The organism is Chromobacterium vaccinii (assembly GCF_000971335.1).
GTDB lineage: Bacteria > Pseudomonadota > Gammaproteobacteria > Burkholderiales > Chromobacteriaceae > Chromobacterium > Chromobacterium vaccinii.
Map to the genome: position 1 here is coordinate 1 of NZ_JZJL01000062.1, position 19,200 is coordinate 19,200.

Sequence of the window (19,200 nt, forward strand, 5' to 3'; positions counted from 1 at the left end):
GGTCTGGGTGTCCAGCTGGGCCTGCTGCTTGCCCAGTTGCTTGCGCGCCAGGTTTTCCGCCCAAGTGGAGGGCGGCACCGCGTTGAAGTCGATCGCCATCAGTATTCCTTTCGTCCGCTAACGGTATGTACCGATACAGGGCGACCATCGCCGGCGCGGACTGAAACAACGTGAATATTCACTACTAGCCACGCCCTCTCAGCCAGGCCTGGCCGGCGGTCTCGTCGGTGCGCTTCTGCTCCGCCCGCCCTTGCTCGGTCCGCCATTCCAGCAGCTTTTCCTCGCGCAGCAGCTTGACCTGCTCTTCGCGGCGGCGCGCGTCCTGCAGGCGCGAGCGGCTGACTTCGGCGTCGGCCTGGGCCAGTTGCAAGTCCTGCTGTTGCGACTGGCGCAGGCCCAGCAGATGGCTCTTGTAGCCGGCGCAGTTGAGCGCCAGCGCCGGGTGGCCGGCCGCCGCGCTCGGGCCGCTGGCCGCGCTGAGCTGGTCCAGGCGCTCGATATTGCGCCGGTAGCGCTCCTGCAGCCGTCGCTTGGCGGCCAGCTCGCTCTCCAGCCGCTCGCCGTCGCGTTCGCGCAGCCTGAGCAGCAGGTCCAGTTGTCGTATCGGTTGGTTCATGCGCCGGCGAGCTCCTGCAATTGCCTGAGGGTGTCGTCATAGGGCGCGGCCTCGCCCGCGCCCTGGCACAGCAACGCCTCGATGCGCGGCTGCAATCGCAACGCGCGGTCGGTGGCCGGATCGGCTCCGGGCACGTAAGCGCCCAGCGGCAGCAGGCCGCGCACCTCCTGGTAACGGCTCCAGGCGCCGCGGACGTCGCGCGCGGCGGCGGCGTGCCCGCCATCGATCAGATGGCTCATGCAGCGGCTGACCGAGCGGGAAATGTCTATCGCCGGGTAGTGGCCGCGCTCCGCCAGCTCCCGGCTCAATACGATGTGGCCGTCCAGAATGGCGCGGGCGGTGTCCACCACCGGGTCTTGCTGGTCGTCGCCCTCGGCCAGCACGGTGTAGATGGCGCTCATGCTGCCCTCGCCGCCCTCGCCGTTGCCGGCGCTTTCGGCCAGGCTGGGCAGCAGGCCGAACACCGACGGCGGATAGCCGCGCGTGGCCGGCGGCTCGCCCAGCGCCAGCGCCACTTCGCGCTGCGCCATCGCGTAGCGGGTCAGGGAGTCCACCAGCAGCAGCACGTTGCGGCCGCGGTCGCGGTAATGGGCGGCGATGGTGTGGCACAGCTCGGTGGCCTTCAGCCGCATCAGCGGCGACTCGTCGGCCGGCGCCACCACCAGCACCGCCTTGGCCAGCCCTTCCGGCCCCAGCGCATGCTCGACGAACTCGCGCACTTCGCGGCCGCGCTCGCCAATCAAGCCGACGACGACGACCTCGGCCTCGGTGTGGCGGGTGATCATGCCCAGCAGCACGCTCTTGCCGACGCCGGAGCCGGCGAACAGCCCGACGCGCTGGCCGCGGCCCATGGTCAGCAGGCCGTTGATCGCGCGCACCCCGACATCCAGCGGCCTGTCGACCGGTTTTTTCCTCAAGGGATTGACTTGGGGCGGGTGCGCGCCCAGCGGCGCGTCGCCGCCCAGGCGGCCCTTGTCGTCCAGCGGCTCGCCCAGGCCGTTGACGATGCGGCCGAGCCAGCCGTCGCCTATCATCAGCCCGCCGTTGTCCGGCGCGGGCAGCACCCGCGCGCCGGTGGCGAGGCCGACCGGCTTCTTGAACGGCATCAGGAAGGACACCTCGCGGCGGAAGCCCACCACCTGCGCCTGCAGCCAGCCGCCGCCGGCGGTTTCCACCAGGCAGCGCTGCCCGGTCTGCAGCGGGCAGCCCACGCTTTCCAGCAGCAAGCCGTTGACGCCCACCAGCTTGCCGCTGACGGTGGCGACCGGCGCGTCCGGCACGGAGAGCTGGCTGAGGGCCTGGCGCAGCATCGCTTAGCCCTCTTCCGCTTGCAGTTGTTCGCGCAGGCTGTCCACGCAATGCTCCAGCCGCTGCTGGCAGCCGGCGTCGGCTTCGAACTCGGCGCCGCGCACCCGGCATTCGCCCGGGGCCAGCGACGAATCGGCGCCCAGCTTCCATTGCGCGGCTCGCTCCGGCGCCAGTTCGCGGATGCGCTGGCACTCTTCCGGATTGAGCAACACCTCCACCTCGCCCTGCGCGTGAGCGCCCTGCGGCAGCGCCGCCAGCGTTTCCTCCACCAGGTCGAGGATCTGCACCGGCTTCAGCGCCAGCTCGCAGCGAATCACCTGGCGGGCCACCTTGGCCACCAGATCCACCACTTCATCGCGCTGCGCGGCCTGGTAGTCGCGGCACAGCTTGCTCAGTTGTTCGATGGCCGCCGCCAGCGGCGCGCCCAGGGTTTCCAGCCCGGCCAATGTCTCGGCGCGCGCGGCGGCGACGCCTTCGGCGCGGCCCTGCTCCAGACCTGCCTGGTAGCCGGCGTCGCGGCCGGCGGCCTCGCCGCTGTCGAAGCCCTCGCGGTAGCCGGCGTCCATGCCCTGGCGGAAGCCGTCCGCGGCCGAGGCCTGCACTTCGGCCGCGGCGTCGGGCGCCAGCGGCGCGCCGTCTATCAACGGCGGGAATCGGAAAGGTCGCCAGTGCTTCACTCGACCACTTCCTCAGGGAACAGCTGCAGGTCGATCTCGCCGGCGTCCGCCAGCTCCTTGACCTGGGCCATGATGTCGCGGCGAGCCTCCTCGACGCGGCTCTTGGGCACCGGCCCGGAGCGGCGCATGGTGGCCTCGAAGTTCTGCGCCTGGCGGCGCGGCATGGTCTGGATGATGGCGTCGCGCACCGCGGGCTCGGCGCCCTTGAGCGCGATCGCCCACTGTTCCAGCGGAATGTCCTCGCAGATGCGCATCAGCACTTCCTCGGTCTGGCGCGACAAGATGAAGAAGTCGTACATCCTCACCTCGATCTCGTCGACGATCTCCGGATCGTGCGCGCGCAGCAGCTCCATCATCCGGCTGCGGTCGCCCGGCAGGCGGTTGATGATGTCGGCGGTCTGCTGCATGCCCTCCACCGCGGTGCTCTGGGTGTGCAAGCTCTCCAGGCAGCGGTTGACCAGTTCGTCCAGTTCGTTCAGCAGTTCGCGGTCCACGTCCGTCAGGCGGGCGACATTGACCAGCACCCCGTCGCGGCTGGCCTCCGGCAACGCCTCCACCACCTGGCCGGCCAGCGCCGGCGGCAGGAAGGCGAGGAAGACAGCCTGCATGCGCACGTGTTCGGCGGCGATGCGGTCGGCCAGCCACTGGGGCGACACCCATTGCAGCCGCGCCATCTTGGGGCGGATCGCGTCGCCGTAGATGGTGTCCAGCACGCTGCCGGCGATGTCGCCGCCCAAGGCCAGCTCCAGCGAACGCTTGAGGAAGCTGCGGCTGGCGCCGTGCACGCCGCTCTGCTCGCGGTATTCGTCGAAGAAGCGCTGCATCGTCGTCCTCACCGCGTCCACCTTGATGCCGCTCATGCCGGACATCGCCTGCGTCACTTGCAGCAGCTCCTCGCGGCTCAGGCAGCGCAGCACCGCGGCGGCGGGCTCCTCGCCCATGCACAAGAGCAGCACCGCGGCCTGTTCGATGGCGCTCATCTGGCCATTGCCGGCGGGAGGAGAAGGCGGAATGTAGGCCGGGGATTCCGGCGCCGGATTATTGTTTGCGTCCATTGTTCTGCACCCATTGCTTGACCACTTCGGCGACGCGCTCCGGCTCCTTGGCAGCCAGGCCCTTCAGGTGTTCCACCATCACGTCCACCGGCGAGCCGGCCGGCGGCAGGTCGTAATTTTCCAGCAGCGGCACCACCGGGCTGTCGCCGGGCGCGGCCGACAACGCGGCCTGGCGCTGGGTCGCGGTTTCCCGCAGCGAGCGGTTGTCCAGCAGCGGATCGTCCGGTGTCACGTCCAGCTCGTCCGGCGTGTAATCGCTCAGCTTGCGCTCGGCCAATTGGCGGGCCAGCTTGAGCAGCGGCCGCGCCAGCAACAGGTAGGCCAACAGCAGCGCCACGCCGTAAACCGCCCAGCGCGCGCCCTCGAACCAGGTTTCCGGCTGCTCCCAGAACGGCTCCGCTTGCGCCGGCCGCGCGAAACGCAGCGTGGACACCGCCAGCACGTCGCCGCGGTCTGCGTTGATGCCCAGGCCGTTGCGCAACAGCTTGTCGATATTGGCCAGCTCGGCCGGCTGCCAGCCCTTGCCGCCCGGAGCGGCGGCCTGGTTCAGCGCCACCGCCACGCTGAGGCGGCGCAGCGTGCCGCGCGCGCGCTTGATGTTGGTGATGTTGCGGTCGTACGCGTACTGGCGAGTGACGGCGTTCTTGCTGTTGCCGGCCTTGTCGGCGGCCGGGGACGAGGAATCGGTATTGACCGGGCGGTTGCTCAGCGAGCCCGGCACCCCCAGCGCCATCCGTTCGGTGCTGGTCTCCTCGCGGGAAGCCTCGTTGGTGACCTTGGGCGACTCGCCGTATTTCTCGCGGGTTTCCTCGACGCGGTCGTTGTCGACGTCGGCGGTGACGCTGACCTTGTAGTTGTCGGCGCCCAGCGCCGGCGTCAGCAAGTCGCGCACATTCTGCAGCGCCTCCTCGCGGAAGCGGCGCGACGCCTCGCTGTTGTTGCCGGCGATGCCGCCGTCGCTCAGGTCCACGTGGGCGGACAGCAGATTGCCGGCCTGATCGACCAGCGTCACCTGGGACGGATCGAGCGAGGCCACGCTGCCAGCCACCAGCTTGACCACGGCGGCGGTCTGCTCGCTGGACAGCTGCTGGCCCGGCTTCAGCGTCACCACCACCGAGGCGGAACCCTTCTCGCCGCCGGCGGTGACGAAGGACGTGCTGCGCGGCAGCGACAGGTGCACCCGCGCCGAACGCACCGGATCCAGCGCCTGGATGCTCTGCACCAGTTCGCCCTCCAGGCCGCGGCGGAAGCGCACGTCCTGCACGAACTGGCTGACGCCCAGCGGATCGTTCTTATCCAGCAGCTCCAGGCCGGCCGGCAGCTGGGCGACCACGCCCTTGGCCGCCAGCTGCATCCGGGCGCGGGCCAGATCGCCGTCAGGCACCAGCACCTGGCCGGTCTGCGGATGGACGCGGTAAGGAATCTTTTCGGCGTCCAGCACCGCCATCATGTCGGCGCCGCTAACCTTCTCCTGCGCGCCGAACACTGGTTTGTAGCTGGAGTCGTCGCGCCACAGCCACAGCGTCGCCACCACGCTCAGGCCGATGGCCAACAGCACGATGGGCAGCAGGTAGCGCCAGGCGTTGGCGGGCACCAGCTGGCGCCCCGCCATTCTTTGTTGAACCGCGGCCAGGCCGCTGCGCAATTGTTTGACCACAGTCGGCTCCCGCTTACAGCTGCATCTTGATCAGGTCGTCGACCGCGCCGACCACCTTGTTACGCACCTGCATCAGCATCGAGAACGACAGGCTGGCCTCCTGGCTCATCAGCATCGCGCCGACCAGGTCGTCGCTCTGGCCGCTGTCCACCTCGGTCATCTTCTCGGCGGCGAGGCGGTTCTGCTGATCGACGTCGCGCACGGCCGACATCATAGACTGGCTGAAGCTGTGGCCGGCGGCGGGGGCTTCTTCCTGCGCGGCGATAGGCGCGGGGGCGGATTGCCCCAGTTTCGCCATCTCCCCCAGCAACTGGCTGCGGTCGGCGTGGATCATCAAGCCCAGATTGGTGGCCATCGTTCATCCTTAGAAAAGCGGTCTCGAAACTACTCGGTCAACCTGCAGCGCTTGTTAAATGCAGGCTGGCGGATTTTAAACTCACCGCTTTAGCATACCGATGGTACTTTTCACATTCCCAGCCGTGAATTTTCCCCCTTTACCGCTGGCGGACAGCCAGTAAGATGCACACTCCCAGCAATAGCCGGGGGCTGCCGCGCAGCCGCCCGCCACGATAACGAAGCTCCGATGCCCAAAGCCAAAATCGTCGCACCGCAGGAAGGCGCCCGCCTGCAGGCCTTGGACCTGCGCACGCTGGGCCGCCCGATACACCTGCTGCCGCTGTTTGCCCGCGCCTTGCGGCAGGAACTGGATGACTTTCTCGAACGCGAGCTGAACCGCCGCTACCACGCCGGCTTCCGCATCGACGCGCTGCGCCAGCAGCTTCCGGCCGCCGACGAGCTGCGCTGGCAGTGGCACGCGCTGGACGACTGGCAGCTGGGCAGCCATTTCGACCGCGGCCTGCTGCTGGGCATACTCGATTACCGCTTCGGCGCCCGCGCCGCCGCGCCGGACGGCGAACTGCCGGCCGAAACCGAAACCGAGCGCCGCCTGGCCCGCACGCTGGCCGAGCGGCTGCTGCCGCGCCTGGCCCGCGCCATCCATCAACTGGGCCGCGCCCCGCAGCCGGACGCGCCCAAGCCGCAAGCGCTCGGCTATCCGGCCCAATCCGCCTGGCAGCTGGAAGTGGACCTCAGCGACGGCGACGCCAGGCTGGGCACGCTGCGCCTGCGGCTGAACGCCTCCGCCTTCGACGCGCTGCTGCAAAACCTGTCCGGCCAGCGGCCGCGGCTGGGCGGCAACGCCGACTGCGCCAATTTCAGCGACCGGCTGCGCATCCGCCTGGACGCCCGCCTGCTGGAGCAGGAGCTGCCGCTGGGCGCGGTGCTGGACCTGCGCCCCGGCAGCGTGCTGTCCGTCGCCATGCAGCCCCACGCCGAAGTCTGCGCCCAGGGCTCGCCACTGTTTCGCGCCCAGGTGGTGGAACGCCAGGGCAAGCTCTGCCTGTCCGGCTTCGCCGACATCGAATAAACCAAGGAACCCGCAATGGAACTGAACCAAGACTTCGACCTGGACGGCATCCTGGACGGCCTGGACGCTGAAGCGCCGGCCGCCGCCGAGCCCGCGCCGGCCCCGCGCGACATGACGCCCTTCCTGCGCAAGATTCCGGTCAAGCTGACGCTGGAAGTCGGCAGCGCCGACATCAGCCTGGCCGACCTGTGCCAGATCGGCGCCGGATCGGTGGTGGAGCTGGACAAGATCGCCGGCGAGCCGCTGGACATCAAGGTGAACGGCACCGTGATCGGCCGCGCCGAGGTGGTGGTGTCCGGCGACAATTACGGCCTGCGCGTGGTGGAGCTGAACGACCTGCAACTGGACAGCCTGGCCTGATGAAACGCGTCCTCCCCCTGCTGCCGCTCGCCGCCGCGGGCCTGCTCGCGGCCGCGCCGGCCTGGGCCGAGCCGCTGAAGCTGCTGTCCGCCAACGCCGGCGGCGCGTCGGTCGACTTCACGATCAAGACCCAGATCCTGATCCTGATGACGGCGCTGGGCCTGCTGCCGGTGCTGGCGCTGATGATGACCAGCTTCACCCGCTTCGTCATCGTGCTGTCGCTACTGCGCCAGGCGCTCGGCCTGCAGCAGGGCCTGCCCAACCGCCTGATCACCGGCGTGGCGTTGATCCTGACGCTGCTGGTGATGCGCCCGGTGGGCCTGCAGGTGTGGAACGAGGCGATGGTGCCGTTCGATCAGGACAAGATCACCATGCAGCAGGCGCTGGAAATCGCTTCCAAACCGATCAGCCGCTTCATGCTGGCCCAGACCGGCAAGACCGCGTTGGCCCAGGTGGCGCGGCTGTCGGGCGAGGAAAACATCGCCAAGCCGGAAGACCACGCTTTCACCGTCAAGCTGGCCGCCTTCGTGCTGTCCGAGCTGAAAACCGCGTTCCAGATCGGCTGCATGCTGTTCATCCCCTTCCTGGTGATAGACCTGGTGGTGTCCAGCGTGCTGATGGCGATGGGCATGATGATGCTGTCGCCGCTGGTGATCTCGCTGCCGCTGAAGCTGCTCTTGTTCGTGCTGGTGGACGGCTGGTCGCTGACCGTCAACACCCTGGTCACGTCGATACAGGCTTATTAGGAGAGACGGAGCCATGCTGACGCCCGATATCGCGGTCGACATCGTCAACGACAGCCTGCGCGTGGTGGTGACGCTGGTGGTGCTGCTGGTGCTGCCCAGCCTGATCGTCGGCGTGGCGGTCAGCCTGATCCAGGCCGCCACCCAGATCAACGAGCAGACGCTGTCCTTCCTGCCGCGGCTCTTGATCGTGCTGTTGACCATCGCGCTGGCCGGCCACTGGATCACCGGCTACCTGATGGATTTCTGCGTCGCCATGTTCCAGCGCGCCGCGAGCCAGGTGGGATAGCGATGCAGGGCCTGTACGCCCAGTTGCTGGACCTGGTCCCCGCCGTCTGGTGGCCGTTCTGCCGGCTGATGGCGGCGTTCGCCATCGCGCCCTTCGTCGGCGACGCGGTGGTGCCTATCCGCGCCCGCGTCGGCTTGGCGCTGGCCCTGGCCGTCGCCTGCATCCCCGGCATGCCCGCCCATTCCCCCATCGACCCATTCACGCTGCACGGCGTCGCCGCCAGCGTCGAGCAAGTGGTCATCGGCCTGTTGTTCGGCCTCGCCTTTCAATTGACCTTGTCGGTGTTGTCGCTGCTGGGTTTCCTGCTGTCGTCGCAGATGGGCCTGTCGATGGCCATCATGAACGACCCCGGCAACGGCAACAGCTCGGACGTGGTCTCCAGCCTGCTCTATCTCTTGGCGGCGCTGCTGTTCTTCGCGCTGGATGGCCACCTGGTGCTGGTGCAGGTGGTGTACGCCAGCTTTCGCGCCTGGCCGCTGGGCGGCGGCATTCCGCAAGCCTCGCTGCCGGTGCTGGCCGCCAGCGTCGGCTGGGTGATGTCGGCGGCGATGATCCTGGCCCTGCCGGTGGTGTTCGCCACCTTCGTGGTGCAGGCCGGCTTCGGCATGATCAACCGCGTGGCGCCGGCGCTGAACCTGTTTTCGCTCGGTTTCCCGGTGGTTACCCTGTTCGGCCTGTCCACGCTGACCCTGCTGATGCAGGTGCTGCCGCCGCAATACCTGAGCCTGAGCGAGCAGACGCTGCGCCTCTTGGACCGCCTGCTGGAGATGGGCCATGGCTGAGGCGCAGCAAGGCGACAAGACAGAAAAGGCTACCCCACAGCGGCTGCGCAAGGCGCGCGAGCAGGGGCAGGTGCCCCGCTCCAAGGATCTGGCCGCGGCGCTGGGCCTGCTGCTGGCGCTGAAAATGATGTTCTGGCTGGCGCCGGGCTGGCTGGACGATTTCCGGCAGCTGTTCGCGCTGGCCTTCGCCTCGCTGTCCGGCCAGGGCGCGCTGGAAAACAGCTGGTCCAAGCTGTTCGGCGGCACCCTGCTGCTGCTGATCAAGATGCTGGCGCCGCTGGCCGTCATCCCCCTGACCATGCTGCTGCTCAGCCTGTTTCCCGGCGGCTGGGTGTTCGTGCTGAGCCAGATCAGCCCCAAGTTCGAGCGGATGAACCCGCTGGCCCACCTGTCGCGGCTGGCCTCGCCCAAGCACGCCAGCGAGATCGGCAAATCCATCGCCAAGGCGCTGGTGCTGGGCTGGCTGCTGTACCGCGTGGCCAGCGACGCGCTGCATGAGTTCTTCGCGCTGCACAGCATGCCTCTGCTGCCCACCCTGGCCGGCGCGGCCGACCTGCTCTTGTCCTGCCTGCTCAAGCTGGCCGCGGTGTTTTTGTTGTTCGCGCTGGCCGACCTGCCGCTGCAGGTGTTTCTGTTCATGAAGCAACAACGGATGAGCAAGCAAGAAATCAAGGAAGAGCACAAGAACACCGAAGGCCGCCCCGAAGTGCGCCAGCGCATCCGCCAGCTGCAGCAGCAGATGGCGCAGCGCGGCGTGCGCAAGGCGCTGCCCGGCGCCGACGTGATCATCGTCAACCCCAGCCATTACGCGGTGGCGCTGAAATACGACGAGAACCGCGCCGAGGCGCCGTTCATCGTCGCCAAGGGCGTGGACGAGATGGCGCTTTACATCCGCCAGCTGGCGGACGAACTGAAACTGACGGTGCTGCCGCTGCCGCCCTTGGCGCGCGCGGTGTACCACACCACCCAGGTCAACCAGCAGATCCCCGCGCCGCTGTACCGCGCGGTGGCGCAGGTGTTGACCTATGTCTTGCAACTGAAGGCGTTCCAGGCGGGTAGCCGCCGCAGCCGGCCCACCCTGCCGGACCTGCCCATCCCCCGCGAACTGTCCGACCCCGAGCCCGCATCATGAACTCGCTGACCAAACTGCTTGCCGACATCGGCCGCCACAAGCTCGCCGCCCCGTTGTTCCTGCTCGCCATCCTGGCGATGGTGATGCTGCCCCTGCCGCCATTGGCGCTGGACATGCTGTTCACCTTCAACATCGTGCTGGCCATCATCGTGATTCTGGTCAGCGTGTCGGCGCGGCGGCCGCTGGACTTCTCGGTGTTCCCCACCATCATCCTGGCCACCACGCTGCTCAGGCTGTCGCTGAACGTGGCCTCCACCCGGGTGGTACTGCTGCACGGCCACGAAGGCACGCATGCCGCCGGCCGGGTGATCGAGGCCTTCGGCAACGTGGTGATAGGCGGCAACTTCGTGGTCGGCATGGTGGTGTTCGTCATCCTGATGATCATCAACTTCATGGTGGTGACCAAGGGCGCCGAGCGCATTTCCGAAGTATCGGCCCGCTTCACGTTGGACGCGCTGCCGGGCAAGCAGATGGCGATCGACGCCGATCTCAACGCCGGCCTGATCAATCAGGAGCAGGCTCAGCAGCGCCGCCGCGACATCGCCACCGAAGCCGACTTCTACGGCGCGATGGACGGCGCGTCCAAGTTCGTCCGCGGCGACGCCATCGCCGGCATCCTGATCCTGATCATCAACCTGTTCGGCGGCGTGGCCATCGGCGCGCTGATGCACAATCTGTCGATGGGCGACGCCTTCCGCCAGTATGCGCTGATGACCATAGGCGACGGCCTGGTCGCGCAAATTCCGGCGCTGCTGCTGTCTTCCGCCGCCGCCATCATCGTCACCCGCATCAGCGACGATGGCGACATGCAGCAACAGGTGGGCAACCAGATGCTGGCTTCGCCCACCGTGCTGATGAGCGCCGCCGGCATGATGCTGATCCTGGCCATCATTCCCGGCATGCCGTGGCCGACCTTCCTCGGCTTCGCCGCGCTCTTGGGCTATGTGGCCTGGCGCATGCATGCCCGCCGCCCGGTCGCGGCCAACACCCTGAACCAGACCGCGGTGAAGTCCGCGCTGCAGGGCGAAGCGGAAATCGAGCTGGAATGGAACACCTTGCCCTACGCCGACACGCTGGGCATCGCGCTCGGCTACCGGCTGGTGACGCTGCTGGACGCCGGCCAGGGCGCGCCGCTGACCAAGCGGGTCAAGGGCGTGCGCCAGAGCCTGTCGGAGCAGATGGGCCTATTGCTGCCCACCGTCAACCTGCGCGATGACCTCAGGCTCAAGCCCTCGCAATACGCGGTGCAAATCTCCGGCAACACGGTGGCCGAGGCCGAGGTCTACGCCGACCGGCTGATGGCCATCCCCTCTCCCGACGTCTACGGCGAGATCGACGGCATTCCCGGCATCGATCCGGCCTTCGGCATGCCGGTCACCTGGATCGCGCTGGCCGACAAGAGCAAGGCGCTGGGACTGGGCTACCAGGTGGTGGACTGCTCCAGCGTGATGGCCACCCACTTGAACAAGGTGATGCGCGAAAACCTGGCCGAACTGTTCCGCCACGACGACGTGGCCGCGCTGGGCGAGCGGCTGTCGGCGCTGGCGCCCAAGCTGGCGACGGCGCTGGGCCAGGCGCTGACGCCGGTTCAGCAGCTGCGCGTGTTCCGCCAGCTGCTGCAGGACAATGTGTCGCTGAAAGACATCGTGCCCATCGCCTCCGCCCTGCTGGAAGCCAGCGACGCGACCAAGGACCCGATCATGCTGTCCGCCGAGGTGCGCTGCGCGCTGAAACGCCAGATCGTCCAGACCATCGTCGGCCCGCGCGACGAAATCCGCGCCTTCAACCTGTCCGCCGATCTGGAAAACCTGCTGCTCGGGGCCCTGTCCCAGGCCCAGCAGACCGGCAAGCCCCAACTGGACAGCTTCCCGATCGATCCCAACGTGCTGCAGCAGCTGCAGGCCAATATGCCGGTGGTCCGCGACCAGATGAAGCAGCAGGGCCAGGCGCCGGTGCTGCTGGTGATGCCGCAGATCCGGCCGCTGCTGGCCCGCTACGGCCGCTTGTTCGCGCCCGGCCTGCATGTGCTGTCGTACAACGAGGTGCCGGAAAACCGCCAGGTCAGCCTGACCGGCACCTTGGGCTGACGCTCGCATTTCTTGCGCCGGATGCCTGCCATCCGGCGCAAATCTTCCCTCCCGCCCACCGGACAACCCCAAGCCATCCTGCCGATTCCCGCATGTTATTCACGCATTTAGCGCCATTCGCTCTCTAATATCCGGGCTATGGAATAGATCCGTCCCGACAAAAAATCATCTGTACTTTTTCGCATGTTGTGAAAATGCAAACGCATGATTCGCAAAATTAGGAAAAATTGCCAGTATGAGCATTTTTTGCGCACATGTCGGCCGCATGGATGCTAGGATCACGATTATGAAAATCATGTGACGGGACATCGCCATGACCACCCCCAAGTCCGCCAACGAAATCATCTGCGACAACATCCGCAAGCAACTGGAGCAGTTCCGCTGGCCAGAAGCCCAACAGGCCAGCCTGATCGAACAGATCCTGGGGCTGAGCACTTCCCAGGCCTACCGCAAACTGAACGGCAGCAGCCCCTGGCAACTGACCCAGGTGGAGCGCCTGGCCCAGTACTTCAATATTCCGCCCTCCAGCCTGCTGGTCGATCACAGCCAGCAGATCGGCCAGAATCCGATGGACAACGAACTGCTGCCCGCCATCCTGCATCTGAACAATCAGAGCGGGGAGGCCCACTGTTGGATTCAGCTGGGCGAACAGCTGGCCGACGATTCCTGCGCGCCGCTGTTCCTGGCCAAGCGCCTGCACGACTGTTGGCACGTGTTTCCCGGCACCCTGTTCGACGGCGAGGACGGCTATGAGGTCGGCTACCTGACCATACGCCCGCCCAAGCGCGCCAACACCAAGCGGCTGCTAGTGGCGGTGCTGGACGACAAGGACGCCGACCTGTTGTCGGCGATCCTGGTGCAGCAAGGCCTGTTCGCGCTGCCCTACCACCAGCCGCAGGCGCTGCTGCAGGCCATGCAACATGAAGAGTTCGACGCCTTCGTTCTGGACTGGGTGCTGGGCGAGCCCACCAGCTGCATGGAGGTGATCGAGACCATACGCCGCCACTCGACCACGGTGCCCATCGTGGTGCTGACCGGCTACGCGCTGGAGCACGAAAGCGAACTGTCCCGCGCGCTGGAAACCCATGGCGTCTATTACATCGGCAAACCGGCGCCCGGCTCCATCCTGGCGCTGCAGATCAAGAACATGGTCACCAACGCGCTGGAGCACGCCTGAGCGCGCGTGACACCTGCGCATGAAAACAGGCTCCCGCGGGAGCCTGTTTTTTTTATCTTTTCCACCCCGCCGCTACAGGGGCAGACTGGCCAGCGCGGCGCGCAGCTGGCCGCTATCGAAAGGCTTGCTCAGCCGCGCCGCGAACCAGCCGGAACGGGCATCGGCGAACTCGTCCGGATCGGCGCTCATCGCCAGCATCAGCGGCCGCTGCGGCTGCTTGCGGGCCAATTCGGCCAACTGGTAGCCACTGTCCCCGCCCAGCTGCATGTCCAGCAGCAGCACATCGAAACGCCGCTGCACCAGGCAATCGGCCGCCTGGCTCAAGGTGGCGGCGCAGGATACCTGGTAGCCGTCCTGCCCCAACAACTCCGCCACCGAGCCGCGAATCTCGTCGTCGTCGTCGACGATCAGCACGCTGCGGCTCTGCTCGCTCCCGCCCACTTCGCGCAGCGGCAGCCTGACGGTGAATACGGAGCCGGCTCCGACCGCGCTTTCCATCTCGATGCTGCCGCCGAACAGCCGCACCAGCTCCTTGACGATGGACAGGCCCAGGCCGCTGCTGCCGGGGCGGCGGTTGCGCCCCTGGCTGAACGGCTGGAAGATGCGCAGCCGGTCCTCGTCGGCGATGCCGATGCCGGTGTCGCTGACCTCCAGCCGCAATTCGGAATGATCGGTATCGTTGACGCCGCGGGCCCTCAGCGTCACGCCGCCCTGGTCGGTGTAGCGTATCGCGTTGGACACTAGATTGCCGACGATCTGGCGCAGGCGGATCTCATCCAGCAACACCCACTCCGGCAGCGACGCCTCCTCGTAGCGCAGCGTCAACCCCTTGGCGTCCGCCAGCGGCTGCATCACATCCATCACCGCGCGCAGCGCGGCCGATGGCTTCACCCTGCCCGGATTCAGCCGCAATTGCATGTTCTTGATCGCCGAGATGTCCATGATGTCGTGGATCTGGCTGGTCAGCTGCGCCATGCCGGCCTTCATCCGCTTGAGCGCCAGCTGGGCGGCCGGCTGCGGTGTCACCGCCGGCTCCACCAGTTCCATGCACATCTGCATCGATTGCAGCGGCGAGCGGATTTCATGGCCCAGCGTGCCGAGGAAGGTAGTGCGGTCCAGCTCCAGCGCCACCGTCGCCTGGTGGGCGGCGCGCTCTTGCTCCAGCAGCGACTGCCGCACCTCCGCCAGCTCCTTCACCTCCCTGAAGCGCATCAGCACCAGCAGCACGCCGCAGATGCCGCCGCACAACACCAGCTGCAGCATCAGCATCTGCGAACGCTGGCTGGCCAACGCCTTGGTGCGCGCCACGCGGGCCGACACCTCGGCTTCGCGGCTTTGCACCGCGAAATTGGCCAGCACCGGGCGCAGCGCGTCGATGCGCACCACCATGCGGCGCGCCCAATCAGGCGTCATCCGCAGCCAGCTCTTGTCGTGGATCAGCGGCCCCAGCGCGCCGACCAGGGCGTCGAAACCGGCCACGCGGCGCAATTGGCGATGCACCAGCACGCTGTCCGGGGCCTCGAACACTTGGTAGCGGCTTTGCAGCAACTGGAACTGCGCGCCCGGATCGAACGACGACGGCTCCGCCGCGTAGCCGATCAGCTCGGCGCGGGTCTTCTCCAGTTCGATGTGCAGTTGCGCTACCGTCCAGTACAGCTGCTCGCTCTTGCCGCCGTCTATCAGCGCCTGGCTGGCGCGGTCGATGCGGTAGAAATTCCACGCAGCGGCCAGCAGCAGCAGCAGCAGCGACACGATCAGCCACCATGGCGCCTGCACATAGCGCTTGATGCCGCCCAGCCTCACATGACCTCCATCGCCTCGACCTGCCACACCAGCTTGGCATCCAGCGGCGGCCCTTTGTCGGCATCGGGTATGCTTTGCAGCGGATACATCAGCCACAGCGGGCCATAGTGGGCGACATCGAACGGCTTGTTGTCGATGCGGCGCGCCAGCATCACGCTCTGCTTGCCCAGCTCGTCCACCGAGATGTCGTAGCGGTAGTAGTTGATCGCCAGCACCCTCACCATGGAGCCCTTGGCCTCCACCTTGGCCAGGATGTCGCGCACCAGCGGCCCGCTGAAGCGCACCGAGGGCGTCCAGCTGGTGGAGGTGGAGAAGCTGACTTGCCTGAGCTTGCCCAGGTCGCTGTCGCGAAACTGGTAGATGCCGCGCTTGGCATCGGTGAAGCGCCCGATCTTGCCCGACACCGTCAATACCACCGGATCGCCGCCCGCCAGCGCGGGAGCGCACAGGCAGAGGCCTATCAGCCAGCACAAGGCCTTACGCATAGCCATCCTCGAATCGCAGATAAAAAACGGCCAATTATATTCATCCTGGGCCCTTCGCAACCAGTGTTATACGAAGAAAACGCTTCCCGCCCCACATTTTGCAACCATTTTTCATCCACGCCGCTGAACCATCGAATGAAAAACGCAAAAAGCCAGTGGCGAACCACTGGCTTGCATCGACGCGGCGCAAGGCCGCGCTTCGACGATTACTGCAGCAGGGACATGGCCAGGCTGCTCATGCTGCCGCTTTGCTTCAGCATGGAAGTGCTGGCTTGCATCAGCATCTGCTTGGCGGTCATGGTGGAGCTTTCGTTGGCGTAGTCGGTATCCATGATGCGACCCTTGGCTGCCAGCGTGTTGTTGTTCACGTTGGACAGGTTGTTGATCACGTGGTCCAGACGGTTGGCGTTGGCGCCCAGCGCGGAGCGCACGGTACCGACGGCGTCCAGCGCCTTGGAGATGGTGTCGATGGTGGCCTTGTCGCCGATTTCGGTGCCGCCGGCCTCAGGCGTAGCTAGAGCGTCGACAGCCTTTTTCACATCGGCATTGGCTGCAGAAGCGTTTGCAACGTAGCCATCATAATACTTGGCATAAGCTTCCGCTTGAGCCTGTTTATTAGCATCAGTGGCGGCCGGCATACCAGCGATAGCAGCCAAATCTTGACCACCAGCGGCAGCTTTTGCTGCGGTAACTGCAGCCGTATCCACGGTACCGCCGGCTGCTTTTGCGGCGGTTTCAGCAGCGGTGAACTTCTTCAACGACTCGGCCTTGGCAGCGTCGGCCTTTTCCAGATCGGTCTTAGCCACTTCGTACTTGGAGGAAACCGACTTCAGCGCGGTATCCAGACCAGTCATATTGTCCTTCAGGTTCAGCGTCATGGACTCGGTGGAAGCCGCGCCGATCTGGAAATTCATCTGTTGGGTCAGCTTGCCGCCTTGCAGCAGCTTTTCGCCGCCGAAGGAGGTGTTCTGCATGATGTTGGTCAGTTCTTTGCCCAGCGCGTCGTACTCGGCCTGCATCGCCTTCTTGTCATCGGCGGTGGCGGTGGCGGTGGCGCCTTCGGTGCCCAGGTCTTTCATCCGTTGCAGGATGTTGGTCACTTCGTTCAGCGCGCCTTCGGCGGTCTGCAGCATGGAGATGCCGTTCTGGGCGTTCTTCATGGCGACGTTCATGCCGCGGCTTTGCGCGTCCAGACGGGTGGCGATCTGCAGGCCGGCGGCGTCGTCCATCGCGGAGTTGATGCGCAGGCCGGTGCCCAGGCGAGTCATGGAAGTGGACAGCGCGCCTTGGGTGCTGTTCATGTTGGACTTGGTGTTCAGTGCCGCGATATTGGTGTGCAGGCTCAGCATGGGAATGCTCCGTCGGTTTGGTTTGGTAAGCGGCATCGCTGCCGTTACCCCAGCAAGGCGGCGCTTATTGCCGGGAACTTAAATCTCAACAGAACGTGAAAAATCACAACGACTTTTATCAAGCGCAAGCACAGTTCGGCATAATGTCTATAACATATTCATCGCAGTCCGAACGCTTGCCCTCGCCGCCGAGCGGAAAGAACCCGTCGATGAACGTGCAATCGAATCCCTTCCTGTTCGAAAGCGCCGCCCTCAGCCACCTGCCTGGTTTCGGCGCAGTCCGGACCACCCAGTTCGCCGGCTATCTGTCCGTCGGCGACTCGGCCGGCGGCTGGCTGTATTTCTGGTTCAGCGAAGCGGGAGACCATCCTGAGAAAGCGCCGCTTCTGGTCTCGATCAACGGCGAGCCGGAGTGGAGCGCGCTGGACGCGATGCTGGATGAGCATGGCCCCTATCTGCTGGACCCGTCCGGCCGCGTCTACTCCAATCCCTTCAGCTGGCATCATCACGCCAATCTTCTGGTCATCGACCAGCCGCTGGGCCAGGGCTTGTCCTTCACCACCCATCCGCGCTATCTGCCGGAGAATCATGACGAAGCCAGCCAGCAGTTGTATCACGCGCTGCAGGAATTCCTGTTGCGCTGGCCGCGCTACCGCGAGCGGGACTGCTATCTGTTCGGCAGCGCCGCCGCCGCCCATTCGATCGCGCGGCTGGCCCACCGCGTGCTGGACGGCAATAGCGGCGGCCAGCCCCCGATACCGCTCAAGGGCCTGGGCCTGGGCAATCCCCAACTGGCGCCGGAAATCCAGCTGCCCAGCCATATCGAATATGCGTACCAGCACCGGCTGATCAATCTGAATGAGAAAAACCGCGCGCAGTCCATGCTGGACGAGTTCATTCGCGCTTATGCCTCGCCCATCGCGCTGCAACGCCAATTGGCCAGCCAGACTGCCATCGAGATCGACCGCTTCATGCAACATTGCTGCGGCCGCGACCTGCGCGACATCCGCCATCCTCCGCAAAAGCCTTCCAAAACCTTGGGCGAATACCTGAAAAAACCCTCGGTGCAGCAGGCGCTGCATATCGACCGCCGCTCCAACAACGAATTGCAGCCGCAATCCGGCCTGATGGCCGAAGCCGCCTGGCTGGAAAACTCGTCCCATTTATTGCCCGCGCTGCTCGATCGACTGAAAGTGCTGTTCTTCCACGGAGAATGCTGCATGGCGGGAAACTATCTCGGACTCGATGCCTGGTTCAACACCCAGACCTGGCCTCAAGCCGACGCTTTCCGGCAGCAGAAGCGCCAGGCCTGGCGGCCTTACGGCCTGGCCGCGGGCTTGATCCGCAGCCATGGCAACCTCAGCCAGATCATCATCCAGAACGCCGGGCTGCGCGTGGCCCGGGATCAACCCGCCGCCGCGCAGGCGATGTTGCGCGACTTCCTCTGCGGCAGCGAAGCCTGAAAGACCTTTGAAAGCATGCCGCCTGTGCACGGCATGCACCGCCCAGCGGGCCGGCTCCGCCTGCTCGGAACAGATCCTCGCATCTCCAGACCGGTAGCTTCCCGCGGTGGCGCTGGACAGCCGCGCCCCGGCCTGGACTGGCTGAAAAGACAGGTTTCACCGCGGACGGCCTCGCTAAAACTGGCGGTTTTCCCTATCCGGCGAGGCCTGGATAAAAGCCAATAAATACCTGATCGAAGCGCTGCTGTTTGCCAGCTACGCGCTGTTCGGCATGAGCTGGGCCGGCGGCAGCGCCTTCATCCCGCAAATCATGCGCGAGCTTGGCATCCACGATCTGGCCGCCGGCTCCCACATCAGCAACGCCGTGGCCGCGGCCAAATTGCTGGGAGCCTTCGTCGCCGCCTGCATATTGTCCCGGCTGCTGGCCAAAAAAGCGGTCGCGCTGGCGATGGCGCTGATGGCGCTGGGAATCTTGACGCCCTTCGTCCACAGCTATCCCTGGCTGTTGCTGACGCGCTTCCTGATGGGACTGGGCGGCGCGCTGGTCATCGTCTATTTCTCGCCCATCGTCATGCAATGGTTCTCCCCGGCGGAACGGCCTTTCGTCAATGGCTTGAACGCGGTGGCCTTCAATGTCGGCACCGCGGCCATCCTGTTCGGCCTGCCGTCGATGCTGGGATGGTTTGGCGACTGGCGCGCCACGTTGCTGGCCATCTCGCTGGGCAGCGTGCTCTGCCTGGCGCTGTGGCTGACGTTCGGCGCCGATGGCGTCGCAGAGACGAAGCCCGCCG

19 protein-coding genes are annotated in these 19,200 nt (G+C 66.1%); 10 read left to right on the plus strand and 9 right to left on the minus strand.

Going from position 1 to position 19,200, the window contains the following annotated elements; genetic code table 11:
• Positions 1–184 precede the first annotated feature (184 nt).
• Genes fliJ through fliE form a run of 6 tightly spaced genes read right to left on the minus strand, consistent with a single transcriptional unit; the run spans position 185 to position 5,668 of the window.
• Positions 185–616: a flagellar export protein FliJ gene (gene fliJ / locus VL52_RS20605; RefSeq protein WP_046158807.1), complete on the minus strand. Its 432-nt coding sequence runs from the start codon at positions 614–616 to the stop codon at positions 185–187.
• Positions 613–1,926, minus strand: a complete 1,314-nt coding sequence (gene fliI / locus VL52_RS20610; protein WP_046158808.1) for a flagellar protein export ATPase FliI — start codon at positions 1,924–1,926, stop codon at positions 613–615. Before fliI ends, fliJ begins: the two co-directional genes overlap by 4 nt.
• A 3-nt stretch (positions 1,927–1,929) precedes the next feature.
• Positions 1,930–2,601, minus strand: a complete 672-nt coding sequence (gene fliH, locus VL52_RS20615; protein WP_046158809.1) for a flagellar assembly protein FliH — start codon at positions 2,599–2,601, stop codon at positions 1,930–1,932.
• On the minus strand, positions 2,598–3,656 hold the full coding sequence (locus VL52_RS20620) for a flagellar motor switch protein FliG (RefSeq protein WP_082107122.1): 1,059 nt from the start codon (positions 3,654–3,656) through the stop codon (positions 2,598–2,600). Before VL52_RS20620 ends, fliH begins: the two co-directional genes overlap by 4 nt.
• On the minus strand, positions 3,640–5,313 hold the full coding sequence (fliF, locus tag VL52_RS20625; RefSeq protein WP_082107121.1) for a flagellar basal-body MS-ring/collar protein FliF: 1,674 nt from the start codon (positions 5,311–5,313) through the stop codon (positions 3,640–3,642). The genes VL52_RS20620 and fliF overlap by 17 nt, the downstream gene beginning before the upstream one ends.
• 13 nt (positions 5,314–5,326) lie before the next feature.
• Positions 5,327–5,668: a flagellar hook-basal body complex protein FliE gene (gene fliE, locus VL52_RS20630; protein ID WP_021477812.1), complete on the minus strand. Its 342-nt coding sequence runs from the start codon at positions 5,666–5,668 to the stop codon at positions 5,327–5,329.
• A 228-nt stretch (positions 5,669–5,896) separates the two neighbouring features.
• Here fliE and VL52_RS20635 point away from each other — a divergent pair, with 228 nt between their 5' ends.
• From VL52_RS20635 to VL52_RS20670, 8 genes are all read left to right on the plus strand, one after another.
• The gene (locus VL52_RS20635; RefSeq protein WP_046158811.1) at positions 5,897–6,739 is read left to right on the plus strand and encodes a flagellar motor switch protein FliM; all 843 of its coding nucleotides are present in this window, start codon (positions 5,897–5,899) and stop codon (positions 6,737–6,739) included.
• Positions 6,740–6,754: 15 nt separating this feature from the next.
• Complete coding sequence (fliN, locus tag VL52_RS20640) at positions 6,755–7,099, plus strand: flagellar motor switch protein FliN (protein ID WP_021477810.1); 345 nt, start codon at positions 6,755–6,757, stop codon at positions 7,097–7,099.
• Entirely contained in the window at positions 7,099–7,845 is a 747-nt protein-coding gene (fliP, locus tag VL52_RS20645) for a flagellar type III secretion system pore protein FliP (RefSeq protein ID WP_046158812.1), read from the plus strand. The genes fliN and fliP overlap by 1 nt, the downstream gene beginning before the upstream one ends.
• A gap of 13 nt (positions 7,846–7,858) precedes the next feature.
• Positions 7,859–8,131 carry a flagellar biosynthesis protein FliQ gene (fliQ, locus tag VL52_RS20650; protein ID WP_046158813.1) on the plus strand — a complete coding sequence of 91 codons (273 nt, stop codon included), beginning with the start codon at positions 7,859–7,861 and terminating at the stop codon, positions 8,129–8,131.
• A gap of 2 nt (positions 8,132–8,133) precedes the next feature.
• Positions 8,134–8,913, plus strand: coding sequence for a flagellar biosynthetic protein FliR (fliR, locus tag VL52_RS20655; protein WP_046158814.1), 780 nt, complete (start codon positions 8,134–8,136; stop codon positions 8,911–8,913).
• Positions 8,906–10,045 carry a flagellar type III secretion system protein FlhB gene (gene flhB / locus VL52_RS20660; RefSeq protein ID WP_046158815.1) on the plus strand — a complete coding sequence of 380 codons (1,140 nt, stop codon included), beginning with the start codon at positions 8,906–8,908 and terminating at the stop codon, positions 10,043–10,045. The genes fliR and flhB overlap by 8 nt, the downstream gene beginning before the upstream one ends.
• Complete coding sequence (locus VL52_RS20665) at positions 10,042–12,132, plus strand: flagellar biosynthesis protein FlhA (protein ID WP_046158816.1); 2,091 nt, start codon at positions 10,042–10,044, stop codon at positions 12,130–12,132. The genes flhB and VL52_RS20665 overlap by 4 nt, the downstream gene beginning before the upstream one ends.
• Before the next feature lie 313 nt (positions 12,133–12,445).
• Positions 12,446–13,309: a helix-turn-helix domain-containing protein gene (locus VL52_RS20670; protein ID WP_021477805.1), complete on the plus strand. Its 864-nt coding sequence runs from the start codon at positions 12,446–12,448 to the stop codon at positions 13,307–13,309.
• A 72-nt stretch (positions 13,310–13,381) separates the two neighbouring features.
• Here VL52_RS20670 and VL52_RS20675 read toward each other — a convergent pair whose 3' ends face one another.
• From VL52_RS20675 to VL52_RS25475, 3 genes are all read right to left on the minus strand, one after another.
• Positions 13,382–15,112, minus strand: a complete 1,731-nt coding sequence (locus tag VL52_RS20675) for an ATP-binding response regulator (protein ID WP_046158817.1) — start codon at positions 15,110–15,112, stop codon at positions 13,382–13,384.
• The gene (locus VL52_RS20680; RefSeq protein ID WP_144410351.1) at positions 15,109–15,603 is read right to left on the minus strand and encodes a putative pterin-binding protein; all 495 of its coding nucleotides are present in this window, start codon (positions 15,601–15,603) and stop codon (positions 15,109–15,111) included. The genes VL52_RS20675 and VL52_RS20680 overlap by 4 nt, the downstream gene beginning before the upstream one ends.
• A gap of 200 nt (positions 15,604–15,803) precedes the next feature.
• Positions 15,804–16,946 carry a flagellin N-terminal helical domain-containing protein gene (locus VL52_RS25475; RefSeq protein WP_052729444.1) on the minus strand — a complete coding sequence of 381 codons (1,143 nt, stop codon included), beginning with the start codon at positions 16,944–16,946 and terminating at the stop codon, positions 15,804–15,806.
• A 209-nt stretch (positions 16,947–17,155) separates the two neighbouring features.
• Between VL52_RS25475 and VL52_RS20690 the strand changes: the two genes are divergently transcribed.
• Positions 17,156–18,409, plus strand: a complete 1,254-nt coding sequence (locus VL52_RS20690) for a S10 family serine carboxypeptidase-like protein (RefSeq protein WP_046158818.1) — start codon at positions 17,156–17,158, stop codon at positions 18,407–18,409.
• 271 nt (positions 18,410–18,680) lie between these two features.
• On the plus strand, positions 18,681–19,200 hold a 520-nt coding region (locus VL52_RS20695; protein ID WP_144410352.1), incomplete at its 3' end, for an MFS transporter.

Excerpts from the sequence above, each read along its gene's own strand:
- fliJ (WP_046158807.1), bottom strand. The coding sequence starts at position 616 with ATGAACCAACCGATACGACAACTGGACCTGCTGCTCAGGCTGCGCGAA.
- VL52_RS20635 (WP_046158811.1), top strand. The coding sequence starts at position 5,897 with ATGCCCAAAGCCAAAATCGTCGCACCGCAGGAAGGCGCCCGCCTGCAG.
- fliN (WP_021477810.1), top strand. The coding sequence starts at position 6,755 with ATGGAACTGAACCAAGACTTCGACCTGGACGGCATCCTGGACGGCCTG.
- VL52_RS20680 (WP_144410351.1), bottom strand. The coding sequence starts at position 15,603 with ATGGCTATGCGTAAGGCCTTGTGCTGGCTGATAGGCCTCTGCCTGTGC.
- VL52_RS20690 (WP_046158818.1), top strand. The coding sequence starts at position 17,156 with ATGAACGTGCAATCGAATCCCTTCCTGTTCGAAAGCGCCGCCCTCAGC.
- fliQ (WP_046158813.1), top strand. The coding sequence starts at position 7,859 with ATGCTGACGCCCGATATCGCGGTCGACATCGTCAACGACAGCCTGCGC.
- fliP (WP_046158812.1), top strand. The coding sequence starts at position 7,099 with ATGAAACGCGTCCTCCCCCTGCTGCCGCTCGCCGCCGCGGGCCTGCTC.
- VL52_RS20620 (WP_082107122.1), bottom strand. The coding sequence starts at position 3,656 with ATGGACGCAAACAATAATCCGGCGCCGGAATCCCCGGCCTACATTCCG.
- VL52_RS20670 (WP_021477805.1), top strand. The coding sequence starts at position 12,446 with ATGACCACCCCCAAGTCCGCCAACGAAATCATCTGCGACAACATCCGC.
- fliE (WP_021477812.1), bottom strand. The coding sequence starts at position 5,668 with ATGGCCACCAATCTGGGCTTGATGATCCACGCCGACCGCAGCCAGTTG.
- VL52_RS20665 (WP_046158816.1), top strand. The coding sequence starts at position 10,042 with ATGAACTCGCTGACCAAACTGCTTGCCGACATCGGCCGCCACAAGCTC.
- VL52_RS25475 (WP_052729444.1), bottom strand. The coding sequence starts at position 16,946 with ATGCTGAGCCTGCACACCAATATCGCGGCACTGAACACCAAGTCCAAC.
- flhB (WP_046158815.1), top strand. The coding sequence starts at position 8,906 with ATGGCTGAGGCGCAGCAAGGCGACAAGACAGAAAAGGCTACCCCACAG.
- fliR (WP_046158814.1), top strand. The coding sequence starts at position 8,134 with ATGCAGGGCCTGTACGCCCAGTTGCTGGACCTGGTCCCCGCCGTCTGG.
- fliI (WP_046158808.1), bottom strand. The coding sequence starts at position 1,926 with ATGCTGCGCCAGGCCCTCAGCCAGCTCTCCGTGCCGGACGCGCCGGTC.